The following is a 16,844-nucleotide window of genomic DNA, read 5'->3' on the forward strand; positions in this document are numbered from 1 at the left end:
CTCTATTACGACATCAAGGGCGCAAAGGCCTACAACCAGCGGGAAACGGACGACGTCGACACCGTGGGCGTCCGGGCCGTGGACGACTACACCCTGGTCATCGAGACGGAGCAGTCCTGCGCATTTCTGCCTCACATCACCGCGTACCTCACTTCCGCGCCCGTCCCGCCGTGGCAAGTGGAGAAGTACGGGGACCAGTGGGCGCTTGCCGGCACCTGCCTGACCAACGGACCCTTTCAGCTCGAGACGTGGAAAACGGGCCAGTACATGACGTTCGGCCTCAACCCGTACTACGTGGGCTCCAATCCCGGCCATCTCCGCCAGATCGTCCGCATATTCAACGCCATGGTCGGCTCGGTGAGCGCGGCGAACGACATGGGCCTACTGCCCTACGAAAACGACGAGATCGACGTGATCGACGTCAGCCCAATGGTCTACGGCGGCCTGCGCGACGACCCGGAGTGGAACGAACGGGCGTGGTCCTACGACCAGTTCACGACGATCTACCTGTTCTTCAGGACGCGCCAGCCCCCCTTCGACAACCTCAAGGTACGCCAGGCCTTCGCCCACGCCATCGACCAGGTTTCGCTCAACGAGACGATTCTCCAGGAAATGATGATCCCGGCCTATACCATGCTGCCGCTCCATTTCCCCGGCTACGTGGGAGACAAGTACAGGGACCACCAGCGGTTCGACGTGGAGCTCGCCCGGCAGCTGCTCGCCGAGGCCGGCTATCCGGACGGCAGGGGTTTCCCGCGAATGGATATCTGGCTCGCCGACGCCACACCCGCTTCCGCCATCAGCCAGGCGGCCCAGGCGATCCAGGAGATGCTCAAGGAGAACCTGAACATCCAGATCGAAATTCGGAACACGGAAGGCGCGGCGTACCGGTCGGCCATGTATAACTGGGAGTTTCCCATGAGCATCATCGGGTTCAACTACGACTTTCCCGATCCCCACAGCATGCTGGGCATCATCTGGCGGTCTCAGCCCAGGGGGTACACACGCCATGACTGGTTGAACCCGGAATTCGACCGGCTGATCGACACGGCAGCCGGAGAACTGAACCACGAGGCGCGCATGGCGATGTACGAAGAGGCGGAGGGGATTCTCGCCTCGGAGGCCGCCGCCGTCTTCCTCTGGCATGTCAAGGCCTATCAGCTGCGCAAACCCTGGCTGAAGGGATTCAGGGAAGACCGGTGGGGGAACTTCCCCAACTACCGGAACGCGAACACATACTTCGACCTCTACATCGGTAAGGAGGCCGTGGACAGTGACCGGCGCATTGACTACTGAGGCGCCCGCCGGGGGCCCAGCGTCCCGGTATTCGCGGACGGGAAGGATACGTTAACCAGAAAATGAAGTCCATTCCGGCCATAGTGATCCTGATTTTCACCCTTGTGTCGTTGACGCCGTGGACGCCGGTGCAGGCCCAGTCCCAGGTCGAGTCGGCCCAGTCCAGGCAGCAGGAGGTCTATATCGGCCTGCTGGTCGATTCCGGTCCCGTCACGACCGATCCTCAAAGCAGTCTGGCACAGCTCCAGGAGGAAATCCACAGGGTCTTGGGCGCAGAGAGGTCGGTCCACTTTCTCCCCGAACATCTACGCGTTACACTCGGTCAAGCGGACCGGGTCCTGGCCGAATACGCGTCGCTGTCCGGCGATCCGTCTGTCGATCTGATCATTGCCGTCGGCGCCGTGAGCGCTTCGACGCTGGCCGCACAGGGCGCTTTGCCCAAGCCGACAATCGCCATGGGAATCATGGACACGGACCTGCAGGAAATGCCCCTCGTCGAACCCGGGGTCTCTGGAGTATCAAATTACACCTATATACTCAGCGCCGGCTCGATCCAGGACGACCTGGCGGCGTTCCACCACATTCATCCGTTTGCGCGTCTGGCCGTGATCGTCAGTGAGAACCTGAAAGACGCCCTGGATTTTCAGAGTTTCTTCGATCGCCTGGCCGCGCCGTTCGGCGCCCGGGTGGAGTTGGTCTTCTGGGGGACGGAGGCGCCGTTCCCGGTGGTGAGCGACGCGGCAGACGCCGTCTACCTCACCATGACGTTCGAACGCCAGCCGCAAGAGATCCTTCCGCTGGTCTCGGCCCTCGCCGAGCGAAAGCTGCCGTCTTTTGCCAGGGGCAGGCACTACGTGGATGCGGGGATGATGGCGTGTATAGGTTACTCGAACGGCCTGGACCAGATAATCCGCAAATTGGCCCTGACCGTGGAAGGTATCGTCCTGGGCGAGGATCTGTCGGCAATGCCGGTAAGGCTCAACTTCGACGAGCAGCTGGTGCTTAACGCGACCGCCGTCGAGCGTACAGGAATCAACCTTTCATTCGAAACCCTGTTCTCGGCCCGTATTCTCGAGACCGAGGAATCGACCGCCGATCGGCTTCTCAGCCTGCATGAAGTGATTATGGAGGGCTTGAGAAACAATATCGAACTCCGGATCGAACAGCAGAACGTCGATCTGGCCGGTGAGGACGTTCGCCTGGCCAGGTCGTCACTGCTGCCAAAACTTGATGTCTCGACTACGCTGTTACAGGTCGATCCGGACGCCGCGGAGTTGGCCCGGGGTACGCAGCCCGAGCGCAGCGGCTCGGGGGCGGGGAGCATTCAACAGATCCTGTTTTCCGAGCCGGCCTTCGCCAACGTGACGATCCAGCGGTACCTGGAGGAAGCCGCCCGCCATCGTACCGACCTGGTGGCGCTGGACGTGGTGCTGAATCTGTCGAGGGCCTATTTCGATATCCTGCTCGCCAAAACGGCAAGGCGCATACAGAGGGAGAATCTGGAGGTTTCGCGGCGCAACCTCGAGATCGCCAGAACCCGGAACGCCGTGGGATACGCCGGTGTAGCGGACGTGTACCGCTGGGAAAGCGAGGTCGCCCAGGCTACGCAGGCATCCATCGAGGCATTCAATAACCTCTATCTGGCGAAGGTACAACTCAACCGGTTGCTCAATCGGCCGGATATCGACGAGGATTTCGACGTAGCGGAAATCGAGCTCGGCGATCAAATGTTCGGACGTTTCGACCCGACCCGGATCGGGCGGCTGATCGACAACGCGCACGATCTGCGGATCCTGACCGAGTTTCTCGTCGAGGAGTCCCTGAAAAACATGCCTTCGGTGAAACAACTTGAAGCCAACATAAGGGCGGCAGAACGCCAGCAGAAGTTGAACCGGCGCATGTTTTACCTTCCATCCGTGGCGCTGCGCGGGCAGGCCGACTACACCTACTTCCGTGGCGGCAAGGGGGTGCAGCCGGGCCCCTCCACGCTTCCCGGCGTCACGTGGAATTTGTCGGTCCATCTTTCCTATCCTCTCTTTCAGGGCAACCAGCGCAGGATCGCCATGGATCAGACAGCGGTGCAACAGTACCAGCTTCGCCTCCGGGAAGAGGACCTGCGCAACAGGCTTTCCGAGGCCGTCCGGGTTCGTGTGACCAACGCGGTCTCGAAGCGCACCAATATCCGTTTCGCCCGTGTCGCCGCCGAAAGCGCCGAGAAGAACTTTGAACTCGTACAGGACGCCTACCTCAAGGGGCAACTGGCAATAACCCAACTGATAGACGCACAGCGCGCGGCCTTTTCCGCGCGAGAGGCGGAAACTGCGGCCGTATATGAGTACCTGGTAAGCTATCTGGCACTGGAAAACAGCATCGGAGCCTATACGATGCTCATGACTTCGGAGGAACTGGGGGCGTTTGTCGATCGCCTGACGACCTTCTTCGACAGGAGATCGGAAACGCCATGAAAAGAGGTGCTATGCTGAAGCGGAAACTGCTCAAAGTCCATCTCCTGGCGCTGGGCGTCGTCGTGGGCTGTGGGTCCGAACCGGAGATTGCCGATCCTCCTGTACGTCCCGTGAAATACGCCGAGATCCGCCGCGCCAGCGCCGCACAAGACCAGCGTTTTGCCGGGACCGCGAAAGCGGGTATCGAAGCCAAGCTCAGTTTCAGAGTCGGAGGACTCATCGATTCGATCGCGGTAAAGCTGGGGGACCGGGTCGACGAGGGTCAGCTCATCGCCGCGCTGGACGACCGCGACGCGGTCCTCGCCTACGAACAGTCCAGGGCCGCGTTGGAGAATGCCCGGGTGCAGAGAGCCAATGCCCAGTCCAACCTCATACGCGTACGGGAACTTTACCAGGACCTCAATGTTTCGCTGGCTGAATACGAACAGGCCAAGAACGGGTTCTCCTCGGCCGCTTCCGGCTATGAATCGGCCAGGAAGAGCCTGGACCTGCAGGAACGCCTCCTCGGGTACAACAAGATTTACGCCCCCGTCACGGGCATCGTCGCCGCGGTGAACAACGAGGTCAACGAGGTGATCCAGACCGGCGCCCCCCTGGTCGTGCTGAACGCGGGCAGGGATATCGAAATGGAAGTGGGGGTTCCGGAAGCCCATATCGCCCGGATCCGGGCCGGCCAACCGGTGCGCGTGCGGTTTTCGGCGTTGCCCGGACAGGAATTCGGGGCGAGCGTACAGGAAATAGCTTACGCCCCGGGGGCTTCCAGCACCTATCCCGTCATCGTACGCCTCGATAACCCTTCCACCTCAATCAGGCCCGGCATGGCGGGTGAAGTGGCGTTTCACTTCGGCGTCGATAGCCCGTCCGACCCGCTCGTGGTACCCGTAGAGGCAGTGGGAGAAGGCGCCGAAGGAATCTACGTCTTTGTCATCGATCACGTAGAAGACCGCCGGGGTACTGTCCGCAGGCGGCCCATTCGAATCGGTAAACTACTGGTGGACGGGTTTGTCGTCGATGAGGGGCTGGCCGAGGGGGAACTGGTCGCTACGGCGGGACTCAGGTTCCTGCTGGACGGGATGGAAGTGAGCCTGCTGGAGGAATGAACGGCGCGGATGGCGTGGGCAATCAACCGACCGCGTTACTCGCCGGACCTCGCTGATGAACATCACCAAACTCTCCCTGGAAAACAACCGCGTAACCTTCATGGTGCTGGCCGCGGTATTGCTGCTGGGGCTGGCCGGCTACCAATCTATGCCCCGCGACAGCATGCCCCCCTACACGGTACGTATCGCCACGGTGGTGACCAAACTGGAAGGCGCCGGTCCCGAGCGGGTCGAGGCGCTCATCACCAGCAGAATCGAAGAGGTAGTCCAGCAACTGCCCGAGTTGAAAACCGTCGCCAGCGAGTCTCGGACCGGTCTCTCGGTCGTATCCGTGACACTCAAGGAGAAGATTTCTCCGGGGGATCTCCGGGCCGTGTGGGATCGGCTGCGCCGCAAGCTCGAGACCATCCAGCAGGTCCTGCCCGCCGGCACGGACGGCCCCACGGTTAACGACGAGGGGTTAGGGGTCGTTTACGGCATTGTGATCGGACTGGCAGGCGATGGCTTCACCTTTGTCGAGCTTCGTTCTTACGCCGAGGACCTGCGGGATGATCTGATCAAGTTGCCCGACGCTTCCGAGGTGGAAATAAGCGGCATCCAGGATGAGCGGATATACCTGGAATTCAACGACGCGCGGCTGGCCGAACTCGGTCTCTCCGCCAACATGATTAGGAACACCATCGCAAGTACCAATATCGTATATCCCGGGGGGGAAGTCAGTCTGGAGGATGAGCGCATCGTACTCGAACCGACCGGCAGTTATGCCGATCTCGAAGATCTTGCGCGCACCTTCGTTCCGGTGGGCAGGGGCGGAAGCGTTTACCTCGGCGACATCACCCACATAGTAAGGGGTTACAGCAGCCCGCGGCAGCACCTGGTTAAAATAAACGGCCGGCCGGGTCTGGCGCTTTCGGTAGCGCTCAGCGAAGGGGCCAATGTCATCCGATTGGGAGAAGAGATCAATCGGGTGCTCGAGGTTCACCAGGACCGGTTGCCCCTCGGTGTTACGCTGAACCGGATCGCCTCCCAGGATTTCGAGGTGGAAAAGTCCGTTAACGACTTCACCAACAACCTCCTTCAAAGCGTCCTGGTCGTCTTTCTTTCCATGCTGTTCTTTCTGGGCCTGCGCACCGGCCTGGTGGTCGCCAGCCTCATTCCCACGGCCATCGTCGCGACGCTTTTCGTCATGGGACTGCTGGACCTTGGTCTCAACCAGGTCTCACTGGCCGCGCTGATCATGGCACTGGGACTGCTGGTGGACAATTCCATCGTGGTAACCGAATCGATCATGGTCAAGATGGAAAACGGCGCCGATCCCGTTGATGCCGCTATTGAATCGACCCGGGAGCTGGCCGTACCGCTCCTGGTCTCCTCCCTGACGACATCTGCCGCCTTCCTGTGCTTCTTTCTCGCCGAATCGATCATGGGCGAGATCGTCCGGCCCCTATTCAGTGTGATTACCATCGCACTGTTGTCCTCGTGGCTGCTTTCCCTGACGGTCGTCGCTCTGTTATCGGTGTTCTTCATCAAGGTAAAACGACGGACTGCGGAAGCGGAGGACGACCGTTCGTTCTTTCAACGGTTGACCGTGATTTACGCGAGGTCGCTTCAAAAAGCGCTCGATCGGCCATGGTCGTTTACCACCGCAATCGCCGGACTGTTCGTCCTTTCCGTTTTCGGTTTTGGCCTGTTGCCTTTCATCTTCACATCCGACAGTGAACGCAACCTGGTTACCCTGGACATGAATCTGCCCCTGGGTACCAAAATCGAAACGACGACCGCCCATGTGGATCAAATCGAGGCTTATCTGGCGGATAGTCTGCTGGTAGGCGAACGGCGACGGGGGGTAGTGGACTGGTCGAGTTTTATCGGCGCAGGGCCGATGTCCTACGATCTGGGCTATCAGCCGGGCGAAGCGAATTCGGGCTACGCCCACCTGCTGCTCAATACGAGCTCGGGCGAAGACAACCAGTGGGTGATCGACCGCCTCGATGCCTTCTGCTTCCGCTCCTTCCCGGACGCCAAAGTCAGGGTTGCCGGACTGGCCGGCGGTGGTGGAGGGGGCTCGGACGTGAGCGTGCGGATAGTCGGGCCCGATCCCGACGAGTTGTTCGCTATCTCTGAGCGGATCAAGCGGAAGCTCAGTGAAATCGCGGGAACGCAGAATATCGGCGATGACTGGGGCCCCAAAATCAAGAAGATCACCATCGACATCGACCAGTCCAGGGCCCGGCGTGCCGGGTTGACCAACCAGGATATCGCCCTCTCGCTGCAAACCGCCCTCACCGGTTTCAATACGGGTGTATTCCGCGAAGGCGATCAGAGTATTCCCATCATACTGCGAAACGAAAACAGCCAGGAAGTGGACGTGCGCCAGTTGGAAAGCATCAACATCTATGCGCAGGGGTCAGGCGACAACGTGCCGCTGGGGCAGGTGGCGCAGATCGTGCCCCAGTGGCAATACGCGAAAATCCTGCGTCGCGACCTTCACCGCACGCTTACCGTATCCTGCGATGCCAGAGCCGGTAATACCGCGCGGGATGTCATCGACGTGCTCGTCCCCTGGCTCGAGGAAGACAGCATATCCTGGAAATCGGAATATCGTTACGATCTGGGCGGCGAAGCGGAACAAAGCGCCGAAGCTTTCGGCGCGGTCCTGGCCAAGTTGCCGCTGTCGGCCTTCATCATTCTGGGTCTGTTGATCGTCCAGTTCAATTCCTTCCGCAGGACGTTCATCGTACTGAGCACGATTCCCCTCGGCCTGATCGGGGTCGTGATCGGACTCCTCGTTCTGCGCTCGTACTTTGGGTTCTTCGCCCTGCTCGGCCTGATCGCCCTGGCCGGGATCGTCATCAACAACGCGATTGTGCTGCTGGACCGAATCGGGATCGAGCGGGACCGGTTCGGACGCAAGCTGGAGGAGGCTATCGTGGCCGCGGCCCGGCAGCGTCTGCGGCCCATCCTGCTCACCACGTGTACGACGACCCTGGGACTCGTTCCCCTCTACCTGGGGGGCGGTCTGATGTGGGAACCCCTGGCGGTGGCCATTATGTCAGGATTGCTTTTCGCGACCGTAATCACCTTGTTTTTTGTGCCCGTGCTATACAAGATACTGTTCGCAACCAGGACCTGAAGTCTCACTATCGATGCAAACAGCCGGGCTGCCGTTCGCCTGCAACAGAGGATACCGGCCCCGTAGGGTCACGGCAAACCGCGCAGACTCGGCCGCCGCATATTGACCAAACCGCATTAGAACCCTGGACGGCCATCCTATGGATAACGGACACCAGTACACCGAGATGACCGACGAGCAGCGGGAACATCTCGACCAATACGGCTACCTGATCATCGAAGACGCGCTTCCTCCGGCGGTCGTCGGGGAGTTGAACGGGGCCATCGACGAAGTGTACGACCGGGCCCGGAAGGAGGGCACGCTGGGGAAAGTCGGCGACCTGAACATGCGGAACTGCATCGTAGCCCACGACGCCTTTTTGCAGTTGCTCGACTGGCCGGCGACCATTCCCCTGGCCTGGGGCGCGCTCAGTTGGAACATCCAGATGATCACCTCCCACCTCATCGTGCTGCCCTCGGGGCCGGAACCCACCGAGGAGGCCAGGCGCGGACACGGCATGCACCGAGACGGCGGCCGGTCTTTCGTCGAAATGCAGGAACCCCATCCCCGTATCCTGCTGAAGATTGCCTACGTGCTCAGTGACCAGACCGATCCTTCCTCCGGGGCCACTTCGCTGGTGCCCGGCAGCAACCGGATTACGGGGGAGCCGCCCAGGGATCCGGCCACGGGCTGGCCCTACGGCGCCATCCAGATGAACCTGCCGGCCGGAAGCGCCTTCCTGTTCGAGCAGCGCACCTTTCACAGTATCGGCCACAACTGGTGCGGCCACGACCGCAGGACCATCTTCATGGGATACGCGTACCGGTGGGTGAAGCCCATGGACTATATCCAGATGCCGAAGTCCCTCGTGGACCGTTGCACACCCCTGCAGAAGCAGTTGATCGGCGAGGTGGGCGACGCGCTGAGCTACTACCTGCCGGAAGAAGAGGACGTGCCGCTCAAGGCCTTTCTTGAGGGGAAATGAGGTCCGCGCATGGCCAATGTCCTCCTGCTCATCTCCGATGAGCACAATCCCTTCTATTCCTCGGTCTACGGTCATCCTTTCGTCCAGACGCCGGCCATGGACCGATTGGCGGAGACCGGCGTCACCTACGAGAACGCCTACTGCCCGTCGCCTCTCTGCACACCCAGCCGGTCCGCCTTCATGACGGGGCGCAGGGTGCACGAGATCCAGGCCTATTCCAACTGCACCATCGGCGTCGACCCGGATATACCCACCTACGGGGGCGCCTTGTCAGAACAGGGCGTGTATTCCGTGCACGTGGGCAAAACGCACGTCTTCGCGCCGAGTAGCGAGTTGGGTTTCCGCGAGACGCGCCTTGCCCGGGAGAAAACGGGCTCCGGCGACCCGGAAATCGGACGGCGGCCGTTCCGGATCAGGCGGGCCGCCGCGGAACGGGCCGCCCAGTTCGGGGTAAAGGAGTCACATCTCCGCCTCGACCTGGAACGCGTCGACGCGGCCGTGGACTGGCTGACGCATACCGCGCCTTCGCTGGGGCAGCCCTGGACCCTCACGGTAAACATCATCCATCCCCATTTCCCCCACTACACCTCCCAGGAGTTGTGGGACCTCTTTCCCCGGGGCGGCGACCTGCCGGAATACGGGGTCGACGAGGAGACGGCGAACCATCCCCGGGCCCGTGAAGTGCGTGAACATTTCCAGACGGACCTGTTCACCGAGGACCAGGTGCGGGGCCAGCGCCGCGGGTACCTTGCCTGTGTGACCTTCGTGGACCGCCAACTGGCGCGTCTGGTCGAGGCGCTGAAAGCGTCGGGCCTGTACGACGATACCAATGTCATCTATACGTCGGACCACGGGGAGATGCTCGGCAAGTTCGGCATGTGGTGGAAATGCTCCCTCTACGAAGACGCGAGCCGCATCCCCTGCATCGCGGCGGGGCCCGACTTCCCGTCCGGGGTCCGTGTTTCAACGCCGGTGGACCTCCACGATGTCCAGGCGAGCCTGTTCGCTTCGAGCGGCGCGGAACGGCCAATGGACTGGGTGGGCCGTCCGCTGCAAGACGTACCGGAAAATAACGACCGGCGCGTGGTGTTCTCGGAATACCATGGCCACGGGGCCAGGTACAGCGCCTTCATGATCCGAAAGGGCAAGTGGAAGTATCTTCATCACGTCGGAGCGCCCCACCAGCTGTTCGACCTGGACCTCGACCCCGATGAGCTTCAGAGCGTCTATGAGGCGCACCCCGCGGTGGCCGCCGACCTGGAGAAGGAACTCCGTTCGATCTGCGATCCCGAGGCGGAGAACGGCCGGGCGGACCGATTCATCGAAGCGCAGCTCACAGCCATGTCGACCGGCGAGTGAATGCCGAACGATGCCTAACCGAGAAACCACGAGAACGGGAAGATGAGCGAAAAGCGACTGCTGGGCATCACCGTCCTGGCCGATTTCATCCTGAACGAAGGGGTGGACGCCGTGCTGGACAACCTGGTGGAGCGTGCCGGCGCTACCGCCGTGGCGGTGAATCCCACGGTGACCGCGCCGTCCGAGGAAGGCGTCGGTTCCTTCCAGCCGCCCAGCGACGCCGGCAGCAGTCCCCGCCTCTTCGATCGACCCTTGTGGGGCCGGCGTTCGCTTTGGGTGCGGAGCGCACCGAGCTACAAGCCTCGTCTGTCGTATTATGCAGAAACCCCGTACAAGCCCCGTGAACCCAACGAACTGACGGACGCCCACGGCGACCTGATCGAACGGTTCATCGACGCGGCGATGGAACGCGGACTCAAGGTCTATCTGCAGCTGAGCGGCGCGACGCCGCCGGGACTGTTGGATGATGACCGGCCGAAGAAGCCGGACGGACAGCTGCCGGACCGCATGGCCGACACGGGTTGCCTCGCCAGCGGGGCGATCCGGGCGTACATTGCCGCCTACGTACGCGACCTGCTTGAACAGTATCCCCGGGTAACCGGCTTTCGGCCGGACTGGCCCGAGTACCCCTGTTACAAGCTGGACGAGGCCTTCCAGGATTTCAATCCCCAGGTGGCGCGCTGGGCTTCGGAAAACCAGTTCGACTACGAGGCCATCCGCCGGGACGTGCGGGCGGCCTACGACTACCTGCACGGACGGCTCGAAAACCGGGACCTGCTCGACATCAGCGGGCCCGGCAGGGGCGCGGCTACGCTGGCCGCAGTTTTCCGGTCCTTTCCGGGCATCGTGGAATGGCTGCGCCTGAAATCCGCCCTGTCCAACGACCTGCTGCGACACTGGAGGTCGGTCATCACGACGCACGGCGGCTCCGAAAAGGAGCTGTCGGCCAACGCCTTCATGGCGCCCCTCACCCTGTGGACCGGCTTCGATTTCCGCGGGGCGTCGGAGATTTGCGACGCGGTTTCCCCCAAGCTGTATACCATGCACTGGTCGGTCATGGTGGAATTCTGGGGGCGGACGCTGCTGGAGCATAATCCCGGTCTGGATGAACGGCTCCTGGTGCGGTCGCTCGCCCATCTCTTCGACCTCGGAGATGAAATCACGGCCACCCGGATCGATGCGTACGGGTATCCCGGTCCCGACGAACCCCACCCGGTCCCCGACGACGCGCAGCGGCGGCGGATCGAGCAGGTCTGCGCGGAGGTGAACGGGCGCGCACTCGTCACGCCGCTCATGCACGGCTACGGCCCCCTGCATGATTTCGTCCGGCGTTTCCGGGTCGTGGCGGAAAGTCCGGCCCACGGGGTATGGATCAACCGATACGGGTACCTCAGCGACGACAAGCGCATCTGGCGGCATGCCCGTTGAGCACCTTGATAACGCACATTAGACGCGATCGACCGTCTCCGGCGACAGCACCGGGAGAGGAAACCCGATGACCCGTCCCAATATCCTCTTCATCATGACGGACCAGCAGCGCTTCGATACTATCGCCGCGCTGGGCAACGAGCATATATACACCCCCAACCTGGACCGCCTTGTGCACCGGGGCGTGTCGTTTACGCAGGGGTACTCGACTTGTCCCGTCTGCGTGGCGGCGCGGACGACCATCCGCACGGGATGCGACCCGCCCACGACCCGCATATTCAGCAACGGCCGGTCCGAGCCCGTACCCGGCCAGGCCGACACGCTCGAGGGCCGGTGCGGGGACTATCTCGCCCGTACGCTCTCGGCTGCGGGCTACCGTACATTTGGCGTGGGGAAGTTCCACACGTCCCCGTGGAACGAGGACATGGGTTATGAATCCCAGCACCACAGCGAAGAGCTCTACGGCAGTCCGGAGCAGCGGCGAGAGGAGGCCTACGCGGGCTGGATCGCCCGAGAGCATCCGGATTTCGACTATGTCGAGGCGCTGATGGGGGAGCGGACCGAAATGTACTACATGCCCCAGGTGAGCCCGCTGCCCGCCCACCTGACCGTAGAATCCTGGGCCGCGGACCGCGCGATCGAAGCGCTGCGCGCATCCGATGACCGGCCGTTTTTCGGTTTCGTGTCCTTCATCGGCCCCCATCCACCCTTCGCGCCTCCCGTGCCCTTCAACCGGATCTACGACCCCGACCGCATGCCGGGCCCGGTGCGCGGCGATCTTACGGTGGACCACCTGGACGAGCAGATTCCCTTCATGAACCGGATCATCTGGGCGGACGAAATCAACGATGCGTCGACCCGGGTGCTCAGGGCACGTTACTACGGAGAGATCACCTATATCGACGATTGCCTGGGACGGATCCTGGACGCCGTCGAGGCCCGCGAGGACGCCGGCAACACCGTCATCTGCTTTTTTTCGGATCACGGCGACCACCTCGGGGATCATACCGCGTGGCAGAAGGAGAGTTTCTTTGACGTCTCGGCGCGGGTGCCCTTCCTGGTAAGCTGGCCCGACCGCCTGCCGCGGGACGTTCGTCGAGACGACCTGGTCTGCCTGACCGATCTCTTCGCCATCGCCACTCACGCGGCCGGACAGCCCCAGGTGCGCGACGGCGTGGACGTGCTCGGCGTGATCGACGGAAGCCCCGCGCCCAGGGAAACGCTCTTCGGGTACTACGGTGAACCGGGGACGGACCGGTTCAAAATCATGGTCCGAAGCGGCGACTGGAAGTATATTTACCTTGCAAATGGCGGGAGAGAGCAACTGTTCAACACGGCCGAAGATCCGGCCGAAGTGGTGAACCGGGCCGCGACGGATCGGGATGCTGCCGACGATCTGTACCGGCGCGGCGTGCAGGCTTGCGGGCATCCGGGCGCCTCCGACGCCCTGGAGGGCAACAGCCTGCGGTCCTTTCCCTACACGAAGTGGAAGGCCACACGCATCTACCAGTTCGACCGGTCGCGCGGCGTGCGGGGGTTTCCCGGTCATCCGCGCGATGTGCTGGATCACTGGATCCGGCGCGGCCGGCGATAAGCCCCGCCATCCCTGACGAACCGCGCTCGAAAGCGCGTGCAACCTGAGGCGAACGTGAACCCAGTCGACGCAACCACCGCAGTCCCGGCATCGGCCATGCCGTCCGCCGGAGGAGATCCGGTCCCGGTCCCGGCCTTTCACGTGATGATGAAACCCCGGGGGGCCATCTGCAACCTCGACTGCAAGTACTGCTACTTCCTTGCCAAAGAGGACCTGTACCCCGGCAGCAGGTTCCGCATGTCCGACGACCTGCTCGAGGAATACGTCCGGCAGTACATCGACGCCCAGCAGGTGCCGGAAGTCACCTTCGCCTGGCAGGGCGGCGAGCCCACTCTCATGGGACTCGAGTTCTTCCAGAAGGCCGTCGAACTCCAGAAGAAACACCAGAAGCCCAATACGCGTATCTTCAACTCCCTGCAGACCAACGGTACGCTACTCGACGCGGACTGGTGCCGTTTCTTCCACGAAAACGACTTCCTGATCGGCCTGAGCCTGGATGGCCCCCGGGTGCTGCACGACGCCTACCGGGTCGATAAGGGCGGCAAGCCCACCTTCGATGTGGTGATGGGCGCGGCGGAAATGATGCGGACCCACGAGGTCGAGTTCAACATCCTGACCACGGTGCACGCGGCAAACGCGGAGCACCCCGTCGAGGTGTACCGCTTCATGCGGGATGTAGTCAAGACGCGGTTCCTTCAGTTCATCCCCATCGTGGAGCGGGACAACGATACCGGGTACCAGGAAGGTAACGAGGTGACGAACCGATCGGTAACCGGAAAGCAGTACGGCCGTTTCCTGATCCGGATTTTCGACGAATGGGTGCGAAGGGACGTGGGGAAAATGTACGTGCAGATCTTCGACGTGTCGCTCGCCGCCTGGTCCGGCCAGAGCCCGGGACTCTGCATTTTCATGGAGACCTGCGGCGACGCGCTCGCCCTGGAGCACAACGGGGACCTCTACGCCTGCGACCACTACGTGGAGCCGGATTACCTGCTGGGCAATATCACCGAGATCCCCATGATGGAGATGGTCCTGTCCGAGCAGCAACGAGCCTTCGGACAGGCCAAGCTGGACACGTTGCCGCAGTATTGCCTGTCATGCGACGTGCGGTTCATCTGCAACGGGGGATGTCCGAAGAACCGCATCATCAGGACGCCCGACGGCGAGCCGGGCCTGAACTACCTGTGCGAGGGGTACAAGGCCTTCTTCCATCACATCGACGGCCCCATGCGGTTCATGGCCAATGAACTGCATCACCGGCGGGCCCCCGCCAACGTGATGTCCTTTATCCGGCAGCGCGAGGCCGACCACAGGAAACAAGAACGCTTCCGAACGGTGGGACGAAACGATCCGTGTCCGTGCGGAAGCGGTCTGAAGTTCAAGCGGTGTCACGGGAAGTAGGCAGGCGGCGCGACTTCCAAGACGACCCGGGCGCGCGCATAACAGCGACGGCGATCCTGCCGCGCGCACAACATCTGCAACGAACAGCCGCGCGCAACTTCCGTGACGACCCTGCAGGCCGAACCACCCTGTGTCCGGCGCTATATGTAGTAGCCGCGTTCCACGGCGAGGGTAAGCGACAGTTCGATATCCGATATCGCCCTCGACATGGCCTGGCCTATGAGGTCCAGCTTGCGCACCTGGTCGATGCGTTCGGCGGCCTGTGCGAGTTCCCGCGCGGAAAGGATCTCCTTGAAGAGGTTGCACGCGTGGGCGAGGTTGATGATCACGACATCGCGGGGACTGGGGATTTTTTCGCTGAACAACACTTCCATGATTCGGAGTTTGACTTCGCGCTCGGCCGTTCCGTCGATGGTCGGATAGCGCCGCGACCGGAATACCCAGAGGAACTGACCTTCTTCCCTGTTCAGGATGCCCCGTTCCACGAGCCTGTCGATGGCCGTTTCCCGGATATCGTCAGCCTGGTCGACGGCGTGCTCGATCCAATACCGCGCTCCATGGGTTTCTGATGACGCCGCGATATCCGCGAGCAAGGGGTCGAGGAGGTTGTCATCCACGGGGGTCGAGTCCACGAGTACCAGCTTGTCGACATCGGTGTCGATGCGGTTTTCAAGCGCCAGGTCCATCAGTACGCCGCCGGCAAGACCATACCGTAACAGGCGGTCGGGCACGCTTACGAACTTTCCGTCGTCGTCGAGCATGAGCAGCATGATCTCTTCCGCGAATCTTAACATCGTATCTCCCGTGTTGTAAGGTCGAAGAACGCGCTCGCCGTTACGGTTCTATCGGATATTCAATATCCTTTTAGATTCAGCAATCGACTTACGATACATAGCGATACATAACGTACTGCTACACTTCATACGTGTCCAAAAAACAGTTCCATGTCAAGAGGTTTAGGTCCCTGTAAAATCCGGCTCGCGCGCATTAGAACGCGCATTAGAAATGGTGCGCCAGTTCCACGCCCCAGTAGGGCGGTTCGTTGACGAAACCGGTCAGGTTGTTAAAATCGATGCCGCCTGTGAGCGATACGTCATCGAAGATGTTTCGGCCGACAAGGGAGATCTCCGTCCCGGTGTCCCGCACCAGGTATGAAAGACGCACGCCGCATTCCAGCAGCCGGTCGTCCTGAAATTCCACGGATTCGTAGAGAAAGAAACGCACCGCGCTGCGAAAGGCCAGGTCGCCCGAGGCAACCAGGAATGAGCCGTCCGGCAGGGCCGCCGGGTAGCGCACGGCGGCGTCCGCAATCCATCGCGGCGCCTGGGGCAGCCCGTTGCCGTCGATCAGGACCGTACCGGGCTCCGGGCCCGGGGGATCCAGCACGGTGCACGGCGCGCCGCAGGATTGCACGGCGAGACGCTTATCGTCGATTCTGGTATGATTGTAGCTCAGTCCGCCCGTGATCAGTAACCCGCACAGCGGCGCGAGGGCTACCTCCGCCTCGAATCCCCTTCCCAGGGTCCTGTCCGCGTTAACAAGCCGGTTGAAGTTGGTCTCGCCGCCCACGGCGGTGAGTTGTTGGTTCCGCAGCCGGTAGTAAAACGCGGCCAGGTCGAGGTGGAGACGACCGTCCCACAGGCGCATTTTGGCTCCGCCTTCGAAAGAGTGTATCGTTTCCGTCCCGGCTATGGATACCTCATCGCCGAAGAGCAGGCGGCCCTGGATGCTTGGAGCGCGAAAACCCCGCGCGGCACGCAGGTAGGTCTGGACGCGGGGCGACGCGGTATAACGCATGCTCAGGTCGCCGCTCCATGCGTTGTCGGCCGGTCCGCGACGAATGGGGCCGAGCGTGCCGGCCCGGGTGACCGCGGGCGCCTCGTCCCGCCATGCCGTGTAGTCCTTCTCGTCATGGGAAAACCGAAGTCCCCCAGCGACTTCCAGCACATCCCCCAGGTGCAGTGTGGATGCCAGGAACGCCGCCCAGGCCTGGGCCTCCTGGTGCTGCCGCGTGAATCCGTCGGGGGTTCCGCCGGAAAGCGTATCGTAGTTGTAATCCTCGATGTCCACCGATTCATGCAGGTAGTACAGGCCGACCTGGTAG

The 16,844-nt window shown here is 62.0% G+C and carries 11 protein-coding genes; 9 read left to right on the forward strand and 2 right to left on the reverse strand.

All coding sequences use genetic code 11. The features are described 5' to 3' along the window. The 9 genes from OXG98_06615 to OXG98_06655 all read left to right on the forward strand — a co-directional run. The coding region (locus OXG98_06615; protein MCY3771675.1) for a peptide ABC transporter substrate-binding protein at window positions 1-1,296 on the forward strand (1,296 nt) is incomplete at its 5' end. Window positions 1,297-1,358: 62 nt separating this feature from the next. Further along, entirely contained in the window at window positions 1,359-3,761 is a 2,403-nt protein-coding gene (locus OXG98_06620) for a TolC family protein (GenBank protein MCY3771676.1), read from the forward strand. Next, window positions 3,758-4,861 carry an efflux RND transporter periplasmic adaptor subunit gene (locus OXG98_06625; protein ID MCY3771677.1) on the forward strand — a complete coding sequence of 368 codons (1,104 nt, stop codon included), beginning with the start codon at window positions 3,758-3,760 and terminating at the stop codon, window positions 4,859-4,861. The genes OXG98_06620 and OXG98_06625 overlap by 4 nt, the downstream gene beginning before the upstream one ends. Before the next feature lie 55 nt (window positions 4,862-4,916). Beyond that, on the forward strand, window positions 4,917-7,994 hold the full coding sequence (locus OXG98_06630) for an efflux RND transporter permease subunit (protein ID MCY3771678.1): 3,078 nt from the start codon (window positions 4,917-4,919) through the stop codon (window positions 7,992-7,994). 139 nt (window positions 7,995-8,133) lie between these two features. Then, window positions 8,134-8,958: a phytanoyl-CoA dioxygenase family protein gene (locus OXG98_06635; protein ID MCY3771679.1), complete on the forward strand. Its 825-nt coding sequence runs from the start codon at window positions 8,134-8,136 to the stop codon at window positions 8,956-8,958. 9 nt (window positions 8,959-8,967) lie between these two features. Next, entirely contained in the window at window positions 8,968-10,317 is a 1,350-nt protein-coding gene (locus tag OXG98_06640) for a sulfatase-like hydrolase/transferase (protein ID MCY3771680.1), read from the forward strand. Window positions 10,318-10,359: 42 nt separating this feature from the next. After that, entirely contained in the window at window positions 10,360-11,745 is a 1,386-nt protein-coding gene (locus tag OXG98_06645) for a hypothetical protein (protein MCY3771681.1), read from the forward strand. A gap of 67 nt (window positions 11,746-11,812) precedes the next feature. After that, window positions 11,813-13,339, forward strand: coding sequence for a sulfatase-like hydrolase/transferase (locus OXG98_06650; GenBank protein MCY3771682.1), 1,527 nt, complete (start codon window positions 11,813-11,815; stop codon window positions 13,337-13,339). Between the two features lie 96 nt (window positions 13,340-13,435). Continuing rightward, window positions 13,436-14,740: an anaerobic sulfatase maturase gene (locus OXG98_06655; protein MCY3771683.1), complete on the forward strand. Its 1,305-nt coding sequence runs from the start codon at window positions 13,436-13,438 to the stop codon at window positions 14,738-14,740. 140 nt (window positions 14,741-14,880) lie between these two features. Here the strand turns inward: OXG98_06655 and OXG98_06660 are convergent, their stop codons facing one another. Further along, window positions 14,881-15,534, reverse strand: a complete 654-nt coding sequence (locus OXG98_06660; GenBank protein ID MCY3771684.1) for a GPP34 family phosphoprotein — start codon at window positions 15,532-15,534, stop codon at window positions 14,881-14,883. Window positions 15,535-15,739: 205 nt separating this feature from the next. Beyond that, window positions 15,740-16,844 (reverse strand): TonB-dependent receptor (locus tag OXG98_06665; protein MCY3771685.1); only part of this gene is annotated, 1,105 nt, incomplete at its 5' end.

The sequence above is a fragment of the Gemmatimonadota bacterium genome (genome assembly GCA_026706345.1).
Taxonomy (GTDB): Bacteria; JAAXHH01; JAAXHH01; order JAAXHH01; family JAAXHH01; genus JAAXHH01.

Coding starts and splice junctions, on each gene's coding strand:
- OXG98_06620 (MCY3771676.1), top strand. CDS start 1,359: ATGAAGTCCATTCCGGCCATAGTGATCCTGATTTTCACCCTTGTGTCG.
- OXG98_06625 (MCY3771677.1), top strand. CDS start 3,758: ATGAAAAGAGGTGCTATGCTGAAGCGGAAACTGCTCAAAGTCCATCTC.
- OXG98_06630 (MCY3771678.1), top strand. CDS start 4,917: ATGAACATCACCAAACTCTCCCTGGAAAACAACCGCGTAACCTTCATG.
- OXG98_06635 (MCY3771679.1), top strand. CDS start 8,134: ATGGATAACGGACACCAGTACACCGAGATGACCGACGAGCAGCGGGAA.
- OXG98_06640 (MCY3771680.1), top strand. CDS start 8,968: ATGGCCAATGTCCTCCTGCTCATCTCCGATGAGCACAATCCCTTCTAT.
- OXG98_06645 (MCY3771681.1), top strand. CDS start 10,360: ATGAGCGAAAAGCGACTGCTGGGCATCACCGTCCTGGCCGATTTCATC.
- OXG98_06650 (MCY3771682.1), top strand. CDS start 11,813: ATGACCCGTCCCAATATCCTCTTCATCATGACGGACCAGCAGCGCTTC.
- OXG98_06655 (MCY3771683.1), top strand. CDS start 13,436: ATGCCGTCCGCCGGAGGAGATCCGGTCCCGGTCCCGGCCTTTCACGTG.
- OXG98_06660 (MCY3771684.1), bottom strand. CDS start 15,534: ATGTTAAGATTCGCGGAAGAGATCATGCTGCTCATGCTCGACGACGAC.